Annotated in this window: 24 protein-coding genes; 7 read left to right on the forward strand and 17 right to left on the reverse strand. The window is 68.8% G+C overall.

The annotated features are described in order from the left end of the window. Window positions 1-38: 38 nt before the first annotated feature. The 3 genes from lipA to WT26_RS18940 form a co-directional block, all read right to left on the reverse strand. Entirely contained in the window at window positions 39-1,031 is a 993-nt protein-coding gene (gene lipA, locus WT26_RS18930; RefSeq protein WP_069273516.1) for a lipoyl synthase, read from the reverse strand. Further along, window positions 1,024-1,773 carry a lipoyl(octanoyl) transferase LipB gene (gene lipB / locus WT26_RS18935; protein ID WP_069273517.1) on the reverse strand — a complete coding sequence of 250 codons (750 nt, stop codon included), beginning with the start codon at window positions 1,771-1,773 and terminating at the stop codon, window positions 1,024-1,026. The genes lipA and lipB overlap by 8 nt, the downstream gene beginning before the upstream one ends. A gap of 83 nt (window positions 1,774-1,856) precedes the next feature. Next, complete coding sequence (locus WT26_RS18940; protein WP_069273807.1) at window positions 1,857-2,183, reverse strand: DUF2917 domain-containing protein; 327 nt, start codon at window positions 2,181-2,183, stop codon at window positions 1,857-1,859. Between the two features lie 101 nt (window positions 2,184-2,284). On the opposite strand from WT26_RS18940, the gene WT26_RS18945 reads away from it, so the two are divergent. Further along, window positions 2,285-3,271 carry a transcriptional regulator GcvA gene (locus tag WT26_RS18945; RefSeq protein ID WP_069273518.1) on the forward strand — a complete coding sequence of 329 codons (987 nt, stop codon included), beginning with the start codon at window positions 2,285-2,287 and terminating at the stop codon, window positions 3,269-3,271. Here WT26_RS18945 and WT26_RS18950 read toward each other — a convergent pair. The 10 genes from WT26_RS18950 to WT26_RS18995 all read right to left on the reverse strand — a co-directional run bounded on the left by WT26_RS18950 (window position 3,255) and on the right by WT26_RS18995 (window position 12,184). Continuing rightward, window positions 3,255-3,563: a YbeD family protein gene (locus tag WT26_RS18950; RefSeq protein ID WP_011353335.1), complete on the reverse strand. Its 309-nt coding sequence runs from the start codon at window positions 3,561-3,563 to the stop codon at window positions 3,255-3,257. The genes WT26_RS18945 and WT26_RS18950 overlap by 17 nt on opposite strands. Beyond that, window positions 3,563-4,489 carry a D-amino acid aminotransferase gene (locus WT26_RS18955; RefSeq protein ID WP_059528515.1) on the reverse strand — a complete coding sequence of 309 codons (927 nt, stop codon included), beginning with the start codon at window positions 4,487-4,489 and terminating at the stop codon, window positions 3,563-3,565. Before WT26_RS18955 ends, WT26_RS18950 begins: the two co-directional genes overlap by 1 nt. Window positions 4,490-4,537: 48 nt before the next feature. Then, window positions 4,538-5,848: a D-alanyl-D-alanine carboxypeptidase family protein gene (locus WT26_RS18960; protein WP_059528518.1), complete on the reverse strand. Its 1,311-nt coding sequence runs from the start codon at window positions 5,846-5,848 to the stop codon at window positions 4,538-4,540. 428 nt (window positions 5,849-6,276) lie between these two features. Continuing rightward, window positions 6,277-6,921 (reverse strand): alpha/beta hydrolase, encoded by a 645-nt coding sequence (locus WT26_RS18965; protein ID WP_069273519.1) that lies wholly within the window; start codon window positions 6,919-6,921, stop codon window positions 6,277-6,279. A 13-nt stretch (window positions 6,922-6,934) separates the two neighbouring features. Then, window positions 6,935-7,252 carry a (2Fe-2S) ferredoxin domain-containing protein gene (locus WT26_RS18970; RefSeq protein WP_011694422.1) on the reverse strand — a complete coding sequence of 106 codons (318 nt, stop codon included), beginning with the start codon at window positions 7,250-7,252 and terminating at the stop codon, window positions 6,935-6,937. 103 nt (window positions 7,253-7,355) lie between these two features. After that, on the reverse strand, window positions 7,356-8,519 hold the full coding sequence (locus WT26_RS18975) for a VanZ family protein (RefSeq protein WP_069273520.1): 1,164 nt from the start codon (window positions 8,517-8,519) through the stop codon (window positions 7,356-7,358). A 19-nt stretch (window positions 8,520-8,538) separates the two neighbouring features. After that, complete coding sequence (locus tag WT26_RS18980) at window positions 8,539-9,177, reverse strand: ABC-type transport auxiliary lipoprotein family protein (RefSeq protein WP_414137888.1); 639 nt, start codon at window positions 9,175-9,177, stop codon at window positions 8,539-8,541. A 23-nt stretch (window positions 9,178-9,200) separates the two neighbouring features. Beyond that, window positions 9,201-10,130, reverse strand: coding sequence for an MlaD family protein (locus tag WT26_RS18985; RefSeq protein ID WP_059528527.1), 930 nt, complete (start codon window positions 10,128-10,130; stop codon window positions 9,201-9,203). A gap of 18 nt (window positions 10,131-10,148) precedes the next feature. Continuing rightward, window positions 10,149-11,063 carry an ABC transporter ATP-binding protein gene (locus WT26_RS18990; protein WP_059528530.1) on the reverse strand — a complete coding sequence of 305 codons (915 nt, stop codon included), beginning with the start codon at window positions 11,061-11,063 and terminating at the stop codon, window positions 10,149-10,151. Next, on the reverse strand, window positions 11,060-12,184 hold the full coding sequence (locus WT26_RS18995; protein ID WP_069273521.1) for an MlaE family ABC transporter permease: 1,125 nt from the start codon (window positions 12,182-12,184) through the stop codon (window positions 11,060-11,062). Before WT26_RS18995 ends, WT26_RS18990 begins: the two co-directional genes overlap by 4 nt. Before the next feature lie 323 nt (window positions 12,185-12,507). On the opposite strand from WT26_RS18995, the gene WT26_RS19000 reads away from it, so the two are divergent. The 3 genes from WT26_RS19000 to WT26_RS19010 all read left to right on the forward strand — a co-directional run bounded on the left by WT26_RS19000 (window position 12,508) and on the right by WT26_RS19010 (window position 16,113). After that, on the forward strand, window positions 12,508-14,562 hold the full coding sequence (locus WT26_RS19000) for a bifunctional 2',3'-cyclic-nucleotide 2'-phosphodiesterase/3'-nucleotidase (protein ID WP_069273522.1): 2,055 nt from the start codon (window positions 12,508-12,510) through the stop codon (window positions 14,560-14,562). A 20-nt stretch (window positions 14,563-14,582) separates the two neighbouring features. Next, entirely contained in the window at window positions 14,583-15,428 is an 846-nt protein-coding gene (locus WT26_RS19005) for a tetratricopeptide repeat protein (RefSeq protein WP_069273808.1), read from the forward strand. Between the two features lie 154 nt (window positions 15,429-15,582). Beyond that, window positions 15,583-16,113: a hypothetical protein gene (locus tag WT26_RS19010; RefSeq protein ID WP_069273523.1), complete on the forward strand. Its 531-nt coding sequence runs from the start codon at window positions 15,583-15,585 to the stop codon at window positions 16,111-16,113. Between the two features lie 28 nt (window positions 16,114-16,141). On the opposite strand, the gene WT26_RS19015 is transcribed toward WT26_RS19010, so the two are convergent. After that, a complete protein-coding gene (locus WT26_RS19015) occupies window positions 16,142-16,651 on the reverse strand; it encodes a hypothetical protein (RefSeq protein ID WP_059637174.1) in 510 nt (169 codons plus the stop codon). A 31-nt stretch (window positions 16,652-16,682) separates the two neighbouring features. Beyond that, on the reverse strand, window positions 16,683-16,865 hold the full coding sequence (locus tag WT26_RS19020; protein ID WP_059551709.1) for a hypothetical protein: 183 nt from the start codon (window positions 16,863-16,865) through the stop codon (window positions 16,683-16,685). Between the two features lie 267 nt (window positions 16,866-17,132). Between WT26_RS19020 and WT26_RS19025 the strand changes: the two genes are divergently transcribed. The 3 genes from WT26_RS19025 (at window position 17,133) to WT26_RS19035 (ending at window position 19,180) form a co-directional block, all read left to right on the forward strand. Further along, complete coding sequence (locus tag WT26_RS19025; protein ID WP_048023870.1) at window positions 17,133-18,053, forward strand: biotin--[acetyl-CoA-carboxylase] ligase; 921 nt, start codon at window positions 17,133-17,135, stop codon at window positions 18,051-18,053. After that, window positions 18,050-18,838, forward strand: a complete 789-nt coding sequence (locus WT26_RS19030; RefSeq protein WP_069273524.1) for a type III pantothenate kinase — start codon at window positions 18,050-18,052, stop codon at window positions 18,836-18,838. Before WT26_RS19025 ends, WT26_RS19030 begins: the two co-directional genes overlap by 4 nt. A gap of 99 nt (window positions 18,839-18,937) precedes the next feature. After that, window positions 18,938-19,180: a hypothetical protein gene (locus WT26_RS19035; RefSeq protein ID WP_069273525.1), complete on the forward strand. Its 243-nt coding sequence runs from the start codon at window positions 18,938-18,940 to the stop codon at window positions 19,178-19,180. A 22-nt stretch (window positions 19,181-19,202) separates the two neighbouring features. Here WT26_RS19035 and rfaE2 read toward each other — a convergent pair whose 3' ends face one another. Then, on the reverse strand, window positions 19,203-19,688 hold the full coding sequence (gene rfaE2, locus WT26_RS19040; protein ID WP_069273526.1) for a D-glycero-beta-D-manno-heptose 1-phosphate adenylyltransferase: 486 nt from the start codon (window positions 19,686-19,688) through the stop codon (window positions 19,203-19,205). 113 nt (window positions 19,689-19,801) lie between these two features. Beyond that, a complete protein-coding gene (locus WT26_RS19045) occupies window positions 19,802-20,677 on the reverse strand; it encodes a ferritin (RefSeq protein ID WP_069273527.1) in 876 nt (291 codons plus the stop codon). Window positions 20,678-20,873: the final 196 nt, after the last annotated feature.

Below are 20,873 nucleotides of genomic sequence, written 5' to 3' on the forward strand. Positions count from 1 at the left end.
AGAGCGGGTTCTTTTGCGGGATCAGGCGTCGGGAACGCTCAGACCACCCCTGCCCCATGCGCCTGCAGGTCGGCGTGATAGCTCGAGCGCACCATCGCGCCGACGGCCGCGTGCGTGAAGCCCATCTTGTACGCCTCTTCCTCGTACATCTTGAACGTATCGGGATGCACGTACGCACGCACCGGCAGGTGGTGTTCCGACGGCTGCAGGTACTGGCCGATCGTCAGCATGTCGACGTCGTGCGCGCGCAGGTCGCGCATCACCTGCAGGATTTCCTCTTCGGTCTCGCCGAGGCCGACCATCAGGCCCGACTTCGTCGCGACGCCCGGATGCAGCGCCTTGAAGTCCTTCAGGAGCTTCAGCGAGTGCGCGTAGTCCGAACCCGGGCGCGCTTCCTTGTACAGGCGCGGCACCGTTTCGAGGTTGTGGTTCATCACGTCCGGCGGCGCAGCGTTCAGGATCGAGATCGCGCGGTCGAGACGGCCGCGGAAATCCGGCGTCAGGATCTCGATGCGCGTGTCCGGCGACTGCGCGCGCGTTTCGCGGATGCACTCGACGAAGTGGGCAGCGCCGCCGTCGCGCAGGTCGTCGCGGTCGACGCTCGTGATCACCACGTACTTGAGCTTCAGCGCGGCGATCGTGCGCGCGAGGTTCTTCGGTTCATCCGCGTCGAGCGGATCGGGACGGCCGTGGCCGACGTCGCAGAACGGGCAGCGGCGCGTGCACTTGTCGCCCATGATCATGAACGTCGCGGTGCCCTTGCCGAAGCATTCGCCGATGTTCGGGCAGCTCGCTTCCTCGCACACCGTATGCAGGTTGTGCTCGCGCAGGATCGTCTTGATCTCGTTGAAGCGCGAGCTGCCGGTAGCCGCCTTCACGCGGATCCACTCGGGCTTCTTCAGCTTTTCGATCGGAATGACCTTGATCGGGATGCGCGCCGTCTTCGCCTGCGCCTTCTGCTTGGCGGTCGGATCGTAGGCAGGGGTCGCGGCCGGATCGGCCGGTGCGGGGGAAGCGGTAACGTCAGTCATTCGAATGTTGTTCCAGTGCCTGCGGCTTGTCGGCGGCCGCGGATGCGCCGTCGAGGTTGGCGATCAGACGGCCCACCAGCGTGTGGGCGACGTCGTTCCAGTCGGCGGCAACCTCGAGGCTCGCCATGTCGACAGTTTCCAGTCCGGCATAGCCGCACGGGTTGATCGCAAGAAACGGGCGCAGATCCATCTTCACGTTCAGGCTCAGCCCGTGATAGCTGCAGCCGTTGCGGATCTTCAGGCCGAGGGCCGCGATTTTCGCGCCCTCGTGCACGCCGGACGCCACGTAGATCCCGGGCGCGCCCGCCTTGCGGACCGAAGCGAGATTATACGCCGCGAGGGTTTCGATCACGGCCTCCTCGATCTTCGTCACGAGCGTGCGCACCATCAGCTTGCGCCGGCGCAGGTCCAGCAGCAGGTAGGCGACGATCTGGCCGGGGCCGTGATAAGTGATTTGCCCGCCGCGGTCGACCTTCACGAGCGGCACGCCGCTGTCGGCCACCAGCAGGTGGGCCGGGTCGCCGGCCTGGCCGAGCGTGTAGACGGGCGGATGCTCGACCAGCCAGATCTCGTCGCCGGTGTCGGCCGTGCGCGTGTCGGTGAACGCGCGCATCGCGTCGAAGCTCGTCTCGTAGGTCTCGACGCCCCGCCACCGCACGGTGACCGGTGGGGCCGGTTGGGCTGCGGGCGAATCAGGTGCGGCGACAGGCGTGGACACGATGGAAACCGGCGAAACGGACATGGGCGGTAGTTTACCGAAAACCCAAGGGTCTCGCCGGCTATCGAAAGGGACGGATCGACGGCATCCGTCTGGTCAGAACGGCGTCAGACGGTGCGCCACCCGCTCTGCAACAGCGCCGCGACGCGCTCGCGCAGCCGGGCGAGCCCCGTCAGCGCGACCTCCTTCGGCGGCCGCGACACCGAGAACGCCACGCGCGCGCCCTCCCGGCCTTCCGCGCTGAGCCACAGCCGCTCGCCGCGGCGCAGCTTCAGCGTCTCGCCGTCGACCAGGAAGTAATCGTCGACGTCGTTGCTGCGCGTCGCCCACACCGGCCCGCACTGCACCACCAGCCGCGTGCTGCGTTGCACCTTCAACGGCACGGTTTCGCCCACCGGGATTTCGAACGTGATGCTTGAAGAAATTTCTTGCATGATCGACTCCGCCATAAGTGCTTCGATGGCTACAATCGTAGTCACTTCAAGGCGTCCGACAAAGCGACCAATTTTCACGTCGATGTGAGGAAAATTAGCAAATGGACCTCCGCCAGCTGCCTGCGCTGAACGCGATTCGCGCGTTCGAAGCCGCCGCCCGTCACGAGAATTTCTCGCGCGCCGCCGACGAGCTGTACGTCACGCACGGCGCGGTCAGCCACCAGGTGCGCGCGCTCGAGGAGGAGCTCGGCGTGCAGCTGTTCACGCGCAACGGCAAGCGGCTGTGCCTGACCGACGCCGGCATGCGCTACGCGCAGCAGATCCGCACCGCGCTGATGGTCATCGCCGACGCGACGCGCGACGTGCGCGCGAGCGACCGCGACCGGCGGCTCGTGGTGTCGATGCTGTCGTCGTTTGCCGCGCGCTTCATCACGCCGCGCATCGGCTCGTTCATCGAACGGCACCCGGAAATCGACGTCGAGCTGCAGTCGACCAACTCGCTCACCGATTTCGCGCGCGACGACGTCGATCTCGCGATCCGTTTCGGTCACGGCAGCTATCCGGGGCTGCATGTCGAGCCGCTGTTCGACGAAGTGTTCTTTCCGGCGTGCGCGCCGACGCTGAACGGCGGCCAGCTGCCGCAAACGCCCGCCGATCTCGTGCACTACAACCTGCTGCGCTCGGACGACGAGCTGTGGCGGCCGTGGTTCGACGCGGCCGGACTCAAGACTTTGACCGAGCCGAAGCGGGGGATTCTGTACCAGGATTCGTCGAACCTGCTGCTGGCCGCGATCGACGGCCAGGGCATCGCGCTCGTGCGCCGCTCGCTGGCGGTGCACGACCTGCTCGACGGGCGCATCGTGCGCCTGTTCGACATCGACGGGCCGAGCCCGTGGCACTATTTTTTCGTGTGTCCGCCGCCGCTGCTGAACACGCCGCGCGTGCAGGCGTTCAGGACCTGGCTGTTCGAGGAAGTCGCCGAATACAAGCGGCTGTGCGACGAGCTGGACGCGCGGCGCGCGGCGGGGAAGCCCCCCGCCGAGTGCGCGCAGGAAGGAGGATGGAAGGCGCTTAAAGTACGACCTTGACCATTGGATGGCCGGTCAGTGCGCGGTAGATGTTGTCGAGCTGTTCCTGGCTCGTCGCCCGCACGGTGATCGTGAGGCCCGTGTAATTGCCGCCGCTCGACGCACGCTCCTCGATCTTCTCGACGTCGATCTCGTTGTCGTGAACAGCCACGACCTTGAAGATCGTGTCCTTGAACTCGGGGTGCGCCTTGCCCATGATCTTGATCGGGAAATCGCACGGAAACTCCAGCAGCGACTCCTTCCGGGTATCGATCGCGCCGGTCACCTCGATGGTTTTGGTCGGTTCGCTCATCATTTTCTCCGGGTTAGGTCAAACTGTTCAAACTCGCGTGCCTTCGCACGCTGGTACGCGTCGTACAACGCCGCGAATACGGGGCCCGGCTTGCCGCCATGGACGGGCAGATCGTCGAGCGACGTGACGGGCAGGATTTCCTTCGTGGCCGACGTGATCATGATCTCGTCGGCCGCGCGCATTTCCACTTCGCTGATCTCGCGCGCGACGAACGGGATCTTGCATTCGTCGGCCAACTCCTCGATCAGCGCGTAGCGGATCCCCTCGAGGATCTTGTTGCTGCGCGGCGGCGCGAGCAGCTCGCCGTTCTTCACGATCCACACGTTCGACGACGAACCTTCCGTCAGGTTGCCGTCGCGCAGCTGCAGCGTCTCGAACGCATCGCGTTCGGCCGCATGCTGTGCCATCAGCACGTTGCCGAGCAGCGAGATCGACTTGATGTCGCAATGCAGCCAGCGGCGGTCCTCGGCCGTCACGCAGCGCACGCCCTGCGCGCGTTCGTCGGCGGACGGCAGGCGCAGCGGGCTCGTCATCGCGAACACCGTCGGCACCGCGTTCGCCGGGAACGCGTGGCCGCGTTTCGCGACGCCGCGCGTCACCTGCAGGTAGACGAGCGCGTTGCCGTCGCCGAGCCCTTCGGCATTCGCCGCGACGACGCGCTCGATCAGCGCGCGCCAGCCCGCGTCGTCGTGCGGGCTCGCGATGCCGATCTTCTTCAGGCTGCGCTCGAGCCGCGCCAGATGCTGCTCGATCCGGAACGGCACGTGCGCGCCGCCGTGCGCATAAACGGGGACAACTTCATACACGCCGTCGCCGAAGATGAACCCGCGGTCGAGCACCGGTACGCGGGCTTCCGACAGCGGCACCATTTCCTCCTGCGACGACACGCTGAGGTAGACGATCGGTTCGAATTCGGCTTGGCTCATGGCAATGACAGATGGGGATGAAGTCGTGAAAACAAAGGCCCGTCGTGCTTACTTCTTCTTGCTGAACATCAGCAGGATCGAGTCCCAGATACGCCCGAAGATACCCGCTTCCGGCACGGCCTGCAGTGCGACGACCGGGAATTCGGACAGCGTCTTGCCGTCGGCGACGATCTTCACGGTGCCGACCTGCTGGCCTTCCGCGAGCGGCGCGATCAGCGGCGCGTTGACGTCGACTTCCGTCTTGACCTTGTCGCCGAGGCCGCGCGGCACGGTCGCCCACTGGTCGCCCTTCACGCCCACCTGCACGGTATTTTCCTTGCCCTTGTAGATGCGCGGCGTCGACATCGCCTGGCCGCCCTTGAACAGGCGCACCGAATCGAACGCGCTGTAGCCGTAGTTCAGCATCTTCATGCTGTCCTGCGTGCGCTCGCTTTCCTTCTGCTCGCCCATCATCACCGACACCAGGCGGCGCTGGCCGTCCACACCCGGGATCGCGCGCTTCGCCGACGCGATCAGGCAGTAGCCGGCCGCCTGCGTATGGCCCGTCTTCAGGCCGTCGACCGTCGGGTCGAGCCACAGCAGACGGTTGCGGTTGCCCTGGCGGATGTTGTTGTACTTGAATTCCTTCTCCGAGAAGATGCTGTAGTACTGCGGAAAATCGCGGATCAGGTGGGCGGACAGCTTCGCGAGGTCGCCGGCCGTCGTGTAGTGGTTCGGGTCGGGCATGCCGTTCACGTCGGCGAAGTGCGTGCCCTTCATGCCGAGGCGCGCCGCCTCGTCGTTCATCATCGTGACGAACTGCCCTTCGCTGCCGCCGACCAGTTCGGCCAGCGCGATCGCGGCGTCGTTGCCCGACTGGATGATCATCCCGTACACGAGGTCGTGCACCGACACCGGCTTGTTCGCCTCGATGAACATGCGCGACTCGTCGCGGCCGACGCGGCGCACGGCCTCGCTCGGCGTGACGATCTGCTCCATCGAGATCTTCTTCTTGTCGAGCGCCTCGAACACGAGGTACGCCGTCATCAGCTTCGTCAGCGATGCGGGCTCGACGCGTTCATCGGCATTGCCCGACGCGAGCACCGTGTTGCTGGTCGCATCGACGAGCACCCACGACCGCGCATTCACGCCCGGCGGCGGCACCGCGCCCGGCATGTAGGTCGCGGGCGCGCCGGTGAACTGCTCGGCGGCCGGCGCCGCATGCGCGGCCTTGGCCTTGGCGGCCGGCTTCGCCTCGGCGACGACGATCGTCGACGCGAGCGCGACAGGCAGCATCACGCCGAGCGCGACGTTGCGCGCGGCGGTGCCGAAGGCGATGGAGGAAGCGAGGGACTTGAGGCCTTGGGAAGACAGACGCATGATCGATTCAGGCTGATGGCAGAAAGTGCGGTGCGAAACGCGCAGGGTTGAACGGCAAGGCGGCGGGCGTTTCGGGCACTCGCCCGAGATCGTCGGGCGACGCGAAACGCGCCGGTTGGACTCGTGCGGACGCGTTCGGTTCGCGGCCGTCGCGAGCGGGCGGACAGGCGGCGAAACGAGCGCCGCATGGGCCCAGCCGGGCCGCGGGCGACGCGGAATCCGGCCATTATACGTGGCCGCGATGGGCATTTTCGTGAATACGGCGCCGCGCAGGCACAGATCGGCGACGCGAGGTTGGCGCGACGCGAATGTGCAGGACCACTATCGAAGGAAGACGAAAGATGCGCGCAGGCGGCATGCAAGCGCGCCGAAAAAAAGGGGCGAAACGCGCCGCGCCGCCCGGCGGCGGAGCGCGCTCTGGCGCCGCTCTAGCGCCACGCGTCGATCACGACGCGCTTGAGCACGTGCAGCTTGCGATGCAGGAAATGCTCGGCGCCGGGGATCACGACGACCGGCAGTTCCTGCGGCCGTGCCCAGTCGTACACCGACGCGATCGGCACCGTGTCGTCGGTTTCACCGTGGATCACGAGCGTGTTCTCGGGCACGTCGGCCACCTGCCAGCGGCTCGCTGCCGTGCCGACGAACACCATCCGCTCGATCGTCTCGCCCGCGTCGCGCAGCCGCTTCGCGACGTGCGACAGCACGAAGGTGCCGAACGAGAAGCCCGCGAGCACGAGCGGCAGGTCCGCATACGCGGGCTGCGCGCGCATGTGCGCGAGCACCGCGAGCAGGTCGTCGGCCTCGCCGATGCCGTTGTCGTGCACGCCCTCGGTCGCGCCGACGCCGCGGAAGTTCGACCGGAACACGACGTAGTTCAACTGCACCAGCGTACGCGCGAGCGTTTGCGCGACCTTGTTGTCCATCGTGCCGCCGAACAGCGGATGCGGATGCGCGACGAGCGCGATGCCGCGCGGCGCGGCGCCGCCTTCGCGCACGGCATCGGGGAGGTCGACCGCGATTTCGATCTGCCCGACCGGGCCCGCGATCAGCGATTTCTGCGTATGAACGTTCATTCGGCCGGCCCGCTCAGATCTTCAGGCGGTCGACGACCTTGCCGTCGCGCAGGTGCGATTCGACGATCTCGTCGATGTCGGCCTGGTCGACGTACGTGTACCACGTGCCTTCCGGATACACGACCATCACCGGCCCTTCCTCGCAGCGGTCGAGGCAACCGGCCTTGTTGATGCGAACCTTGCCGGGCCCGGCGAGGCCGAGTTCCTTCACGCGCTTTTTCGCGTATTCCTGCATGGTCTGCGCGTCGCATTGCGCGCAGCTCGGGCGTTCGGCGCCCGGTTCGCGCTGGTTCAGGCAGAAGAAGACGTGGTGCTGGTAGTAGGAATCCATGATGGTGGCGAGCGGCCCGGCGCGAGGCCGGGTCGGAAGTGGCGGGTGAATGGTGCGGACGATTATAGCGAGCGGCGCGCGCGGCTGCCCGCCCCGCTGCCCGTCACCGGCGCGGCCGTCCGGGCTGGGCGGCCGGCAGCCATGCGTGCTCGACGCGCTGGCCGAGCCAGATCAGCGCCGCGTAAGGCCAGATCCACGCGAGCCAGCGTGCGAGGCTGTTGAAGTGCACGTAGCGGCCCTGCCGCCAGCCCGACAGCGTGAAGTCGAAGAACGGGTTGACGGGCAGCAGGTTCACGAGCGCGACGCCCGCGACGAGCGCGGCGGCGGCGAGCGCGGCCCGCCACGCGTCGGGCACGTGCAGCGCGACGAGCGCGGCCGCGAAGCCGAGCTCGATCCCGAGCCGCGCGCCGGGCGTCGCCCATACGACGACGAGGCCGGTGGCCGACTGCATGAAGGTCGCGGCCGCCTTCAGCACGAGCGTCGCGGCGACGAGCGCGACCAGCAGCCGGATGCGCGGTGCGCGCGGCCGCATCGCGAGCGACGCGATCGCCAGCGCGGCGAACAGCATCAGCCCGCCGAGCGCGGCCTCCCACGCGGAGTCGGACAGCCAGCCGTCGACGCGCTCGGGCCATGCCGACACGCGCCACGCGGCCGGCAGCCACGCGAGCAGCGCGTCCTGCATCGACGCGTCGGCACGCTCCCACAGCGCGGCCGGCCAGTCGCCGATGCCGAACAGGAACGGCGAAGGGAACAGGATCGCGAACGGCCACAGCCCGGCGAGCAGCAGCGGCGTCGCACCGTCGTCCTCGAACCACGCGAAGCGCAGCCGGCGCAGCGCGCCGCGATCGAGCAGCGCACCGGTGGCGGGCGCGACGAGCGCGGCCCCCAGCAGCGCGCCGAGCGCGTTGGCCGCGAGATCGAGATTCGACGCGACGCGCGTCGGCAGGTAGGTTTGCAGCGCTTCCATCGCGCCCGACAGCAGCACGCCGAGCCCGGCCGCGATCAGCGTCGCGGCCACGCCGCGCCAGCGCGGGTGCAGCGCGAGCACGCCGAGCGCGCCGAACGGCAGGTAGCCGAGCACGTTCGTGACGACGTCGAATGCGGTCACGTAGCGCTGCATCGGTGCGAACAGGTAGTCGAACGGCCCGATGCCGAGCGACATCCAGCCTGCGAACGGATACAGCGACGCATAGACGACGAGTGCCGCGTAAGCGGCAAAGGCCTGCCGCGCGAGCGGCGATGCGCGAGGCGTGCCGGTCGCGCTCATCGCGGCTGCGCGGCACGCGTCACGGCGTGCCCGCGTACGCCTGCATGCCGACCCATGCGGCGATCTGCGACACGAGCTCGTCGCTCGCCGCCGCGAGCGCGCGGGCGCCGCCGGCCGCGTCGGGCGTGCTCGACGGCGCTCGCGCGACGAACGTGCGCTGGCCGAGCACCTTGCCGTCGAGCGTCAGCGTCGCGCGCGCGGTGACGGCGCCGTGGCTCTGCGACTGGCCGTCGAACACCTGCTCGAATTCGTTCAGGTCGACCTTGAGGGTCGGCGCGCGCACGCCGTCGGCCCCTTCGAGCACCGTGCCGCGCGACGACAGCGCGCCGCGCAGCCGCTGCGTGAGCAGTTGTGCGGGCGGCGCCGTCCAGCGGCTGTCGCGATAGACGGCCACGTGCTGCGCGTCCACGTACGCGAGGCGGTACGCGAATTTGTCGGAGTCGAGCGCGTCGGGCGCGGCGACGTCGAGCACCTTCAGCGCGGGCCCCGTGCCCGCGGTCACGACCGACGTGGCCGGCCCGAGGTCGTAGCGGACATTCGACAGCGCCGCGCTGTTGCCGGCGCAGCCGGCCGCGAGCGACAGCGTCAGCACGGCAAGCGCGGCCGCGGCCGGACGCAGCGCGCGGTCAAGGATTCGTGGCATGGCGTGTTCCTGCATGATGTTTCCGGTTTCGATGGGTGTCACTGCCCGGCCGTCGCGCCCGGCCAGACGAAGCCCGCTTCGCCGGGCCCCGGCGCCGCGCCGGGCGAGCCGAACAACAGACTGCGCGGGTTGCGGCCAAGTTCACCGGCCACGTCCTTCAATTGCCGCGACGCATCGCCGACGCTGCCGGCCAGCGCATTGAAACGCGGCAGCGTGTCGTACTGCACGCGCGCGTTGAGATCGTTCAGCGCGACGCCGACCTGCTCGGCGGCCGTGCCGGCCTTGTTCAGGTTCGACACGAGCGCGCCGTTCGGCTGCAGCAGCGTATTCGCCGACGCCATCGCGCGGTCGACCTGGTGCATCGTCTCCGGCAGCGCGGCCACCGCCGGCGCGAGCTGCTTCGACAGCGTCGTCGCGCCGTCGGCCGCGTGCTGCAGGCTTTCGGCGGTCGCGCGCAACTGCTCGCGCATCTCCGGCGACATCAGCGCGTTCGCGCTTTTCGCGGCCAGCTCGAGCTGCCGCAGCAGCACGTCGCCGCGCTCCTGGATCTGGTCGAACAGGCTCGGCCGCATCGGGATCTGCGCGATCGCCTTCGGCGACGACGGCAGCGGCGCCAGGTCGCGGCCCGTGTCCTCGAGCTGCACGAACGCGATCCCCGTCACGCCCTGGAAGCCGAGGCTGCCGTAGGTCGACTGCGTGATCGGCGCGTCGTGGTCGACGAGGATCCGGATCCGGATCTGGCCGGGGTGCGCACGGTCGAAGCCGATCGACTGCACCTTGCCGACGTCGAGGCCGCGAAAGCGCACGGCCGCGTCCGGGAACAGCCCCGTCACGTTGGTGCGCGCGAGCAGGTCGTACGGCACGCGCACGGTGCGGTCGACATTGAACCAGAACACGGTGCCCGCGATCGCGAGCGTCAGCGCGATCGTGAACAGGCCGGCCCAGAACGCATGTGATTTGTTTTCCATTCGCGGATTCCTTCGTGCCTACAGCTCGACGCTCGACAGCGCCGGTTCGAGGGCCGCCTTCGGCAGCTTCGCGCGCCGCTCGGGCGGCAGCGCCTGCAATGCGCGGCGCCCGCGCAGCCCCAGGAAATATTCGTGGATGAACGGATGGTCGACGTTCGCGGCCTCCTCCACCGGCGCGGCGACCAGCACCTTGCGGTCGGCCAGCACCGCGACGCGCGTCGACAGCGCGACCATCGTGTCGAGATCGTGCGTCACCATCACGACGGTCAGCCCGAGCGTGCGGTGGAGCGTCGCGATCAGCTCGACGAATTCGTCGGACGCCTGCGGATCGAGTCCGGCCGTCGGCTCGTCGAGGAACAGCAGCTCGGGCTCGAGCGCGATCGCGCGCGCGATGCCGACCCGCTTGACCATCCCGCCCGACAGCGCGGCCGGCATCTTCGACGCGTGCTTGCACGGCAGCCCGACCATCTCGAGCTTGAGCATCACGATGTCGTGCAGCAGGTCCGGCGGCACGCGGCCGAGCTCGCGCAGCGGCTGCGCGACGTTGTCGAACACCGTCATCGACGAGAACAGCGCGCCCTGCTGGAACAGCATCCCGGAACGCGTGCGCATCATCCGCGCGCTCGCGTCGTCGATCGTCGCCGTATCCTCGCCGAATACCTTGATCGTGCCCGACGTCGGCCGCTCGAGGCCGAGGATCTGCCGCACGAGCGTGGTCTTGCCGGAGCCCGAGCCGCCGACGATCGACACGATCTCGCCGCGCCGCACGTCGAAGTCGAGCTTCTGGTGAATGATGTTGCGCCCGTAGCGCTTGGTCAGGTTGCGCACCTCGATCACGAGGTCGCCGGGACCGGCCGCCGCGGCCGGCCGCTCGCCGACCGACCCGGCACCGATGGCCGCGGCGTGCGCGGTCGTTTCGTTCGATGCGTTCATCCGAGCCCCACGTTCTGGAACAGGATCGCGAACACCGCGTCGGCGAGGATCACGACCGTGATCGACGTCACGACCGACGTGGTCGTGCCTTCGCCGAGACTCTGCGAGTTCGCCTTGATCCGGAAGCCGAAATGGCAGGCGACCAGCGCGATCAGCATGCCGAACACGACGCCCTTGCCGACCCCGATGTACAGGTTCGCGATCGGCACGACACCCGGCAGCGAGCGCACGAAATAGTTGACGTCGATCCCGAGCACCAGCTTTGCGGCGAGCGCGCCGCCCGTCAGCGCGATGATGTTGGTCCACATCACGAGCAGCGGCATCGCGACGCCGAGCGCGAGCACGCGCGGCAGGATCAGCCGCAGCCCGTGCGGGATGCCCATCACGCGCATCGCATCGAGCTCCTCGGTCACGCGCATCACGCCGATCTGCGCGGTGATCGCCGAGCCGGAGCGGCCCGCGACGAGGATGGCCGACAGCACCGGGCCGAGCTCGCGGATCACCGACAGCCCGAGGATGTTCACGATGTAGCGGTTCGCGCCGAACATCTGCAGCTGCTGCGCGGACAGGTAGCTGAGCACGATGCCGATCAGGAACGCGACGAGCGCGGTGATCGGCAGCGCCTGGGCGCCCGCGCTGTAGATGTTCGCGGAGGTCTCCTTCCACGGCATCGTCTGCGGACGGCGCAACACCGACAGCGCATCGAGGATCACGAGGCCGAACAGCGCGATGCCGCCCTGCAGGTGCTCGCCGAACCGGAAGATCGCCTGGCCGAGCCGCGTGACGGGATCGACGCGCACGACGCGCTCGGGCGCCTCGCGCTCGCTGTCGAGCCGCTCGATGCGCTCGAAGATCGTGCGCTGCGTGGCGCTCAGCGCGACGCCGGCCGGCAGCTTGCGGCCCCACACGCGCCACAGCGCCTGGCCGCCGACGTGGTCGAGCCGCTCGATGCCGGACAGATCCCATTCGCTCACGCGGCCTTTCGCGAGCCCCGCGACCCGGCGCGCGACGACGCCGCGATTGCGTGCAAGCGCGAGCGCGGTCCACTGGCCGGTCAGGCGCACCGTCTGGCCCTGGCCGCCGGCGTCGACCGACAGGCCGGGAGGAGTCTCGAAGTCCAAGGCAGGTTGTTTGCAAATGAATGACACCGGCCATTGTAACGAACCGTCCGCTCCCGCGACGCGAGGATTTCCGCCGGGGGCGGGCGGCCAGCTGCGCGCGGCCAGCTGCGGGCGGCTTGCCGTCCGGGGCGCCGCCCGCCCCGGACGCCCGCAGTGCATCGCCCACAGCCGGCCGCCCCCATTTCACCAGCCGATGCGGCCCTTTCATTCTTCCGTCACGTTTCCTTTCGATACTCTCACGCTTCGCACGACCGGCCGTCGGCGCGCCACACGCGCCGCTTTCCGTGCGACCCACGACAACAGAACACCGAACAGGACAACCGATGCGTCTCCCCTCGCTTCTCCGCCATCGCGCGCCGGCAGCCGCCGCGCTCGCCAGCCTCGCCTTTCTCGCCGCGTGCAACGGCAACGACGTGACCGCCCCGCCGTCGTCGCAGGCGCCCGTCGGCACGACGGCCACGCTCGCCCTGCTCGAGACGACCGACCTGCACACCAACGTGCTGTCGTACGACTATTTCAAGCTCGCCGCCGACAATTCGCTCGGTTTCGAACGCGTGTCGACGCTGATCGCGCAGGCGCGCAAGCAGTACCCGAACACGCTGCTGCTCGACAACGGCGACACGATCCAGGGCACCGCGCTGTCCGACTACCAGGCGCTCGTGAAGCCGGTCGGCTGCGACCAGACGCTCGCGATCTACAAGGTGATGAACGCCGCGAAATTCGACGGCGGCGGGATCGGCAACCACGAATTCAACTACGGGCTGCCGTACCTGTCGCAGGTGACCGGCAACACGTTCGAGGTCGACGGCCTGCCGGCGCCGGCCCAGCAGAAGAAGTGCGCGGGCCCGAACTTCCCGCAGGTGCTCGCGAACGTGATCAGCGCGAAGACCAACGCGCCGCTGTTCACGCCGTACACGATCCTGACCCGCACCGTGACCGCGACGACGCCGGACGGCAAGACGGTCAGCGCGCCCGTGAAGATCGGCATCATCGGCTTCACGCCGCCCGCGATCATGAACTGGGACAAGCGCTGGCTCGACGGCAAGGTCTACACGACCGGCCTGAAGGAAGCAGCCGAGAAGTACATTCCGGAGATGCGCGCGAAGGGCGCCGATCTCGTCGTCGCGATCTCGCACGGCGGCCTCGACAATTCCGCGTATTCGCCGACGATGGAAAACGGCAGCTGGTGGCTGTCGAAGGTGACCGGCATCGACGCGATGCTGATCGGCCACTCGCACCAGGTGTTCCCGGACGCGAACAGCACCGTGTCGCAGTTCAACCTGCCGGGTGTCGACAAGGTCAAGGGCACCGTCAACGGCGTGCCGACCGTGATGGCCAACTACTGGGGCAAGCACCTCGGCGTGATCAAGCTCGGCCTGAAGTTCGACGGCAAGACGTGGAGCGTCGACAAGTCGCAGACGACCGTCGAGGCGCGGCCGATCCAGAACGCCGACAAGAGCTACGTGGCGGCCGATCCGTCGGTGTCCGCCGCGATCGCGGCCGAGCACCAGGCGACGATCGACTACGTGAAGACGCCGATCGGCTCGACCGACTACCGGATGAACTCGTACTTCGCGGATGTCGGCGATCCGGGCGCGATCCAGATCGTCAACGAGGCGCAGGCCGACTACGTGAAGACCTACGTGCAGGCGAACCTGCCGCAATACGCGTCGCTGCCGGTGCTGTCGGTCAGCGCGCCGTTCAAGAGCGGCTTCGGCGGCGGCACCGACTACACCGACGTCGCCCCGGGCGCGCTCGCGATCAACAACGCGGCCGACCTGTACCTGTATCCGAACACCGTGTATGCGGTGAAGGTGAGCGGCGCCGACGTGAAGAACTGGCTCGAAACCGCCGCCAAGCGCTTCAACCGGATCGACCCGACCAAGGCGACCGTGCAGCCGCTCGTCAGCACCTTCCCCGGCTACAACTTCGACATGTTCACGTCGGCCGATCTCGCGTATGAAATCGACGTCACGCAGCCGGTCGGCAGCCGGATCAGGAACCTGACGTACAAGGGCGCGCCGATCGACCCGAACGCGCAGTTCATCGTCGCGACCAACAACTACCGCGCGAGCGGCGGCGGCAACTTCCCGGGCCTCGACGGCAGCAAGACGATCTTTGCGTCGCCCGATGCGAACCGCGACGTGCTGATCTCGTTCATCAAGAAGCGCGGCGCGATCACACGCGCGGCGGACGGCGCGCAGCGCAGCTGGCGCTTCACGAAGCTCGCGAGCTCGGTCGCGCACGTGCAGTTCGCATCCGCGCCGAACCGTCTCGGCGACGCGGCGGCGGCCGGCCTGACCGGCATCACGCAGGTCGCGGCCGACGACGGCTCAGGCAAGAACCTCGCCACCTACGAGATCGACCTGACCCAATGAAGTCCACGATGAAATACGCGATGCAACCGATCCGCACCATGCGGCCCGCCGAGGCGGGCTTTGCGCCGGCCGCGCGGCGCGTGCTGCGCGCGAAACTCCCGCCGGCCGCGCTGCTCGCGGCGGTGGCGGCAATCGCCGCCGCCGCAGTCGCGGCGAGCGGCTGGCTCGGCGCCGGCCCCGCGCCGAGCGCCGCGCAGCTCGACGAGTGGCAGGCGATGGTCACGCAGGCCACCGAGCCGCACGCGCTCGCGCAGCTGCGCGACCTCGCGCGCGCCGGTTCCGCCGATGCACAGGCGGCGCTCGGCATCGCGCTCGTCGACGCACGCGAACCGGGGCTGCGCGACGAGGGGCGCGGCTGGCTGGAAACGGCCGCGCAAGCGAGCGGCGCGACGCAGGCACCGGCTGCGCGCCGCGCGCAGCTCGCGCTCGGCAAGGCGTTGCTGCTCGGCAGCAGCGACATGCCGAAGGACTATGCACGCGCCCGCACGCTGCTCGGCGAAGCGGCCGCGCAGGGCGACCCGGCCGCCGCGTATTACCTCGGGCTGATCTATCGCAGCGGTTACGGCGTCGCCACCGATCCCGTGCAGGCCGCGCACTGGTTCGAGGTCGCGTCGCGCGCGGACATCCCGGCCGCGGACTTCATGCTCGCAAACGCGTACCGCGACGGCAGCGGCGTGCCGCGCGACGACACACGCGCACTCGCGCTGTATCGCCGGGCCGCCGAGCACGAGTTGCCGGAAGCCGTGCAGACGCTCGCGATGGCCTATCGCAACGGCGAGCTCGGGCTCAAGCCCGACGCGGACGAATTCCACGCGCAGTGGATCGAAACCGCGCATGCGCTGAAGCATCCGGTCGTCGCGCCGTAAGGGCGCATCGGAAGCGCAGCGGTCGCCTGACACGCATGACCCGGCGCCTCGCGCATCGATCGCCTGGAACCGGGATCGGTCGCGAGACGCGGGCATGCGCGCGGCAATGCATTAACATGCAGCCTCACAATAAAACCTGAGAGAACTGCATCCTATGTCCCTTCGCCTGTCCGGGCGTCGCGCCGCCCTCGGCGCCGTCGTCGCCGCCCCGTTCGTCGCGCTCGCCGCGCCGCCCGCCCAACCCGACATCTTCAACGCCGCGATCTGCAATCCGCCGTTCACGTCGGACCTGATGGACTCGATCTACAACACCGTCAAGGCCACCGATCCGAAGCCGGACGAATCGATGCTGGGCGCCGCGGTCTTCCGTCTGCCGGCGCCGATCCACCGGGACGGCTTCACGACGCAGCACGTCGTGTTCACCAGCACCGGGATCGGCGTGCTCGTGGACGGCGAAGTCGCCGGCCAGCTCGCGCAACGCTACAAGCTCGCGCCTGAAAAGGGGCATTTGCTGGGCGCGTCGTCGGCAGGCTATTCGCGCCGCCTGACCGTGCGCGGCCCGGGCGGCGCGCTGATCCTCGTGTCGGCCCGCCAGGGCCCGGCACTGAAGGGTAAAACGCTGCTCGCGTGCGAAATGACGTCCGAGGAAGACATCAAGGCGCTGGAGCAGATGGAAAAGCATTGAGCCGGCCAGGCGCCGCCGTGACATCCCGTCAGGCGGCGCTACTCTGCGCGGGTCGCTCCAGACGCATGTACGCATCGGACACGATCAGCCCGAAGACGATGTGGTCGAGTGCGCTCACCCAGCCACGCGCGTCGGCGAACCACGGGAACAATTGCGTCATCCCGTAGTAATTGACGACGTACAGCAGCACGCCGAATACGGCTCCCGTCACGCTGGCCATCCCGACGCTCGAATCCAGGCTGAAACACGCGATGATCACGGCCAGGATCAGCGCAAACACGATCGACAACGCGAAGTGCACGCCCAGCGCCGCCAGCAGGATTCCCACTTCGACCGTGGCCGACGGCGCAAGCGCGTCGTCGCCGAAGTAGATGGCCGCGATCATGCGCAGCGGCGCCCACGCGTCGTGTCCGATGATCGCCGCCGCGACGACCTGGATGACGAGGAAAACCGCGCCGGCCACGCACCCGCCGATCACGGCGGCACGCCACACCGGAATGCGGCGCACGTAATGGTGCGAATGCATGTGGAGTTGCATCGCGATCTCCTTGAAAACGTCCGCCGCCGCGTCAATGCCGGTGCGTATGCGACGTACCCGAACGCACCGCCGACCATGCGGACGCGATCGATTCCGACAGCCGGTGACAGGCACGCGTCATCGGCGGCCCGATGGCGTCGGAGATCCGGGTCGTCTTGCGGTGGAAGCGCTCGAACAGGCTGGACAGGCTCGAACATGAATGAAGCTTGCTCATCGCCATTCCCCTCGATGCGGCAACGACGAGAACCGGTTGGCACTCGCCGCGCATGCCGCCAAAGCGGATATATCGAACGTAGTCTCGCCGGTCGGGAAGATCAAGATGACGGGCGCCACTCGCGCGACGCCTCGTCGTTCTCCTGAAGAAAGCGCCGGCGGCCGCGCGGCACGCCGCCCGCCGCTCCGTCGAGACGCCGCAACGAGTGGCCTCGCACCGCGCGTCTCCCGAGCACCGCCTCTTCCCCCTGTCGCTACAATAGCCACCATGAACGCCCCCACCTCCTCCGACACGCCCGATTCCGGCGACGCGCACATCGCGCGCAACCGGCTCGAGGCGCACCTGGACGCCGCGCCGCGCGCGTGGCCGCTCGACATCGTCGCCGCCACCGGCTCGACCAACGCCGACGTCGCCACCCGGCTCAAGGCGCTGCCGCGCCACGCGAACGCGCTGCCCGCGCCGCTCGTGCGCGTGGCGTTCGAGCAGACGGCCGGCCGTGGCCGGCAGGGCCGCCCGTGGTTCGCGCAGCCCGGCAACGCGCTGCTGTGCTCCGTCGGCTGCATCGTGCCGCGCCCCGTCGACGCGCTCGGCGGCCTCAGCATCGCGATCGGCGTCGCGCTTGCGGAAGGGCTGGCCACGCTGCCGCTCGACGCCCGCTCGCGCGTCGCGCTCAAATGGCCGAACGACCTGCTGCTGACGGCCACCGACGACGGCACGCCGCGCATCGTCGGCAAGCTCGCCGGGATCCTGATCGAAACCGCCTGGGCCAGCGCCGACGCGACCGCCGTCGTGATCGGCTTCGGCATCAACGTACGCGGCGCGGAAGCCGTCGCCGCGCAGGTCGACGCGCTGCGCGCGCGCGAAGCGACGCTCGCGAGCGGGCTGCCGCCGGCCGCGCTGTCGATCGCGTGCGCATCGGCCAACCTCACCGATACGCTCGCCGCGTCGCTGAACGCGCTCACGCCCGCGCTCGCGCAGTTCGGCGCCGAAGGGCTCGCGCCGTTCGTGCCGCGCTGGCATGCGTTGCACGCGTATGCGGGGCGCGAAGTCGTCCTGCTCGAACAGGGCGTCGAACGCGCGCGCGGCATCGCGACGGGCATCGACGCGACCGGCCAGTTGCTGCTCGACACGCCGGACGGCATCCAGGCGATCGCGGCCGGCGACGTGTCGCTGCGCGAAGCGCAATGAACGAGCCGCACCTGCTGATCGACGCCGGCAACAGCCGGATCAAGTGGGCGCTCGCCGATGCGCGGCGCACGCTCGTCGAGACGGGCGCGTTCGGCCACGCGCGCGACGGCGGCGCCGATCCCGACTGGTCGCACCTGCCGCGTCCGCGCGGCGCGTGGATCTCGAACGTCGCGGGCGCCGACGTGGCCGCCCGGCTCGACGCGCTGCTCGACGCACGCTGGCCGGGCCTGCCGCGCACGACGATACGCGCGCGTCACACGCAAGGCGGCGTGACGAACGGCTATACGACGCCCGAACAGCTCGGCAGCGACCGCTGGGCCGGCCTGATCGGTGCGCACGCGGCGTTTCCGGGCGAGCACCTGCTGATCGCGACGTTCGGCACCGCGACGACGCTCGAGGCGCTGCGCGCGGACGGCCGCTTCACCGGCGGGCTGATCGCACCGGGCTGGGCGCTGATGATGCGCGCGCTCGGCACGCACACCGCGCAGTTGCCGACGCTGACCACCGATATCGCGAGCGGACTGCTCGCGGGTGCGCAGGCCGATCCGTTCCAGGTCGACACGCCGCGCTCGCTGTCGGCCGGCTGCCTGTACGCGCAGGCCGGACTGATCGAACGCGCATGGCGCGACCTGAACGCCGCCTGGCAAGCGCCGGTGCGGCTCGTGCTGGCCGGCGGCGCGGCGGACGACGTCGCGCGTGCGCTGACGGTGCCGCATACGCGGCACGATGGGCTGATCCTGTCCGGGCTCGCGCTGATTGCGGCGGAAACGGTTGCGAATGGTTGAAACGGCACGCACGCGCCGTTAGCTGCGCCGACGGACCGCGCGAACCGAATGACCAGCCCCGCGGCTGGCCTGACTGAATGACGACAAGGAGTTTCGACGATGCTGCGCTGGCTGATCGCTGTTCTCTTTCTCGCCAACATGCTCGCGTTCGTGGTGGCGCGCGGCGTGTTCGGGCCGCTGCCGTCGGCCGGCCCGCGCGAACCCGGCGTGCTGTCGCGGCAGGTGCGGCCCGATGCGCTGCGCGTGACGCCGCTCGCGCACGCTGCCGATCAGGCGCTCACGGGCGGCCCGATCGCGGCACCGGCGGAGCCGGCGGAGCCGCTCGCGGCGTCCGCGCCCTGACGCCGCGCGCGGCGGCGCGGATTTACGGCTGCTGCGCGCGCACCTTCTTCAGCAACGCGGTGGTCGAGCGGTCGTGCTCGAACGGAATCGCCAGCGCACGGCCGCCCCAGCCGCGCACGAGCGCCGATTCCGGCAGCGCGTCCATGTCGTAGTCGCCGCCCTTCACGAGGATGTCCGGACGCACGGCCTCGATCAGCGACACCGGCGTCTTTTCCCCGAACGTCACGACCCAGTCGACGCTTTCCAGCGCCGCAAGCAGTGCCGCGCGGTCTTCCTCGCGGTTGATCGGCCGGTCGTCGCCCTTGCCGAGCATGCGCACCGACGCATCGCTGTTCACGCCGACGATCAGGCACGCGCCGAGCGCTTTCGCATCGGCGAGATACGTGACGTGGCCGCGGTGCAGGATGTCGAATACGCCGTTGGTGAACACGACGGGCGACGGCAGCGACGCGCGCAGCGCGACGAGGGCTTCACGGGTGATCAGCTTGCGTTCGAAAATGGCAGGCATGATGGTGTCTGGCGGAAGAAAACGGCTTGCGCGACGCGCATGCCCAAGAAAAAGCCCGCCGCGCCGGGCGGGCTTCATGTCGCGCGCGCCCTCGCCGGGCGCGCGTCTCGTCGTCAGGCCGGCTGGGCAGCCGACTGGCCGCTTTCGGCCTGCAGGCGGCCGGTGACTTCCTTGCGGTAGCGGTTCAGCTCCTGCGCGGTCGCGAACGTGCGCTCGAACAGGATCGACAGGTTGTGCAGGATCCGCTCGACGACCTTCTTTTCCCACTCGCCGTCGAACCGGATCTGCTCGTCGAGCCAGCGCTCGAGCCATTCCGGATCGGGCAGGCGCGACTGCACGGTGTCGCGCGGGAACAGCGCCTGGTTCACGTGCAGGTTGGTCGGGTGCAGCGGCTTCTCGGTGCGGCGCGCCGACGCCATCAGCACGCCGATCTTCGCGAACGCCGCGCGCGCGACGTCGCCGCAGTCGTTCAGCGCCTTCTTCATGTAGCGCAGGTAGGCGCCGCCATGGCGCGCTTCATCGCGCGAGATCGTTTCGTAGATCTGCTTGATGACCGGCTCGGTGTGCCAGTCGGCCGCGCAGCGGTACCAGTGGTTCAGGCGGATCTCGCCGCAGAAGTGCAGCATCAGCGTCTCGAGCGGCGGCGCCGGGTCGAACTGGAAGCGCACCGCGTGCAGTTCCTCTTCGGTCGGCACCATTTCCGGCTTGAAGCGGCGCAGGTATTCCATCAGCACGAGCGAATGCTTCTGTTCCTCGAAGAACCACACGCTCATGAACGCGGAAAAGTCGCTGTCGTGCTGGTTGTCGCGCAGGAACATTTCCGTCGCGGGCAGCGCCGACCATTCGGTGATCGCGTTCATCTTGATCGTCTTCGCCTGCTCGTCGGTGAGCAGCGAAGCGTCGAACTTGTCCCACGGAATGTCCTTCTCCATGTCCCAGCGGACAGCTTCGAGCGACCTGTAAAGTTCCGGATAAAGCATGGTGTTCATGATGGTCCCACCCCTGTTCTGCGCAATGCGACTTCTCTAAACGTGACTGTTGCCGCCAAGGCGCGCCGAGCGCGCTTTTTGCGGCCAAGACTGTAATTTTACGCGGGAAACCAGCCCCCGGGCCGCGTGTTCCGCGTCCGGCAGCCGGGCGGCCGCGTAAGCCGCTCGCTTGGGGCAAGCCCGCGCGCCGCGCTCC

The organism is Burkholderia cepacia (assembly GCF_001718835.1).
GTDB lineage: Bacteria > Pseudomonadota > Gammaproteobacteria > Burkholderiales > Burkholderiaceae > Burkholderia > Burkholderia cepacia_F.

Coding starts and splice junctions, on each gene's coding strand:
- lipA (WP_069273516.1), bottom strand. CDS start 1,031: ATGACTGACGTTACCGCTTCCCCCGCACCGGCCGATCCGGCCGCGACC.
- lipB (WP_069273517.1), bottom strand. CDS start 1,773: ATGTCCGTTTCGCCGGTTTCCATCGTGTCCACGCCTGTCGCCGCACCT.
- WT26_RS18940 (WP_069273807.1), bottom strand. CDS start 2,183: ATGCAAGAAATTTCTTCAAGCATCACGTTCGAAATCCCGGTGGGCGAA.
- WT26_RS18945 (WP_069273518.1), top strand. CDS start 2,285: ATGGACCTCCGCCAGCTGCCTGCGCTGAACGCGATTCGCGCGTTCGAA.
- WT26_RS18950 (WP_011353335.1), bottom strand. CDS start 3,563: ATGAGCGAACCGACCAAAACCATCGAGGTGACCGGCGCGATCGATACC.
- WT26_RS18955 (WP_059528515.1), bottom strand. CDS start 4,489: ATGAGCCAAGCCGAATTCGAACCGATCGTCTACCTCAGCGTGTCGTCG.
- WT26_RS18960 (WP_059528518.1), bottom strand. CDS start 5,848: ATGCGTCTGTCTTCCCAAGGCCTCAAGTCCCTCGCTTCCTCCATCGCC.
- WT26_RS18965 (WP_069273519.1), bottom strand. CDS start 6,921: ATGAACGTTCATACGCAGAAATCGCTGATCGCGGGCCCGGTCGGGCAG.
- WT26_RS18970 (WP_011694422.1), bottom strand. CDS start 7,252: ATGGATTCCTACTACCAGCACCACGTCTTCTTCTGCCTGAACCAGCGC.
- WT26_RS18975 (WP_069273520.1), bottom strand. CDS start 8,519: ATGAGCGCGACCGGCACGCCTCGCGCATCGCCGCTCGCGCGGCAGGCC.
- WT26_RS18980 (WP_414137888.1), bottom strand. CDS start 9,177: ATGCAGGAACACGCCATGCCACGAATCCTTGACCGCGCGCTGCGTCCG.
- WT26_RS18985 (WP_059528527.1), bottom strand. CDS start 10,130: ATGGAAAACAAATCACATGCGTTCTGGGCCGGCCTGTTCACGATCGCG.
- WT26_RS18990 (WP_059528530.1), bottom strand. CDS start 11,063: ATGAACGCATCGAACGAAACGACCGCGCACGCCGCGGCCATCGGTGCC.
- WT26_RS19000 (WP_069273522.1), top strand. CDS start 12,508: ATGCGTCTCCCCTCGCTTCTCCGCCATCGCGCGCCGGCAGCCGCCGCG.
- WT26_RS19005 (WP_069273808.1), top strand. CDS start 14,583: ATGCAACCGATCCGCACCATGCGGCCCGCCGAGGCGGGCTTTGCGCCG.
- WT26_RS19010 (WP_069273523.1), top strand. CDS start 15,583: ATGTCCCTTCGCCTGTCCGGGCGTCGCGCCGCCCTCGGCGCCGTCGTC.
- WT26_RS19015 (WP_059637174.1), bottom strand. CDS start 16,651: ATGCAACTCCACATGCATTCGCACCATTACGTGCGCCGCATTCCGGTG.
- WT26_RS19020 (WP_059551709.1), bottom strand. CDS start 16,865: ATGAGCAAGCTTCATTCATGTTCGAGCCTGTCCAGCCTGTTCGAGCGC.
- WT26_RS19025 (WP_048023870.1), top strand. CDS start 17,133: ATGAACGCCCCCACCTCCTCCGACACGCCCGATTCCGGCGACGCGCAC.
- WT26_RS19030 (WP_069273524.1), top strand. CDS start 18,050: ATGAACGAGCCGCACCTGCTGATCGACGCCGGCAACAGCCGGATCAAG.
- WT26_RS19035 (WP_069273525.1), top strand. CDS start 18,938: ATGCTGCGCTGGCTGATCGCTGTTCTCTTTCTCGCCAACATGCTCGCG.
- rfaE2 (WP_069273526.1), bottom strand. CDS start 19,688: ATGCCTGCCATTTTCGAACGCAAGCTGATCACCCGTGAAGCCCTCGTC.
- WT26_RS19045 (WP_069273527.1), bottom strand. CDS start 20,677: ATGAACACCATGCTTTATCCGGAACTTTACAGGTCGCTCGAAGCTGTC.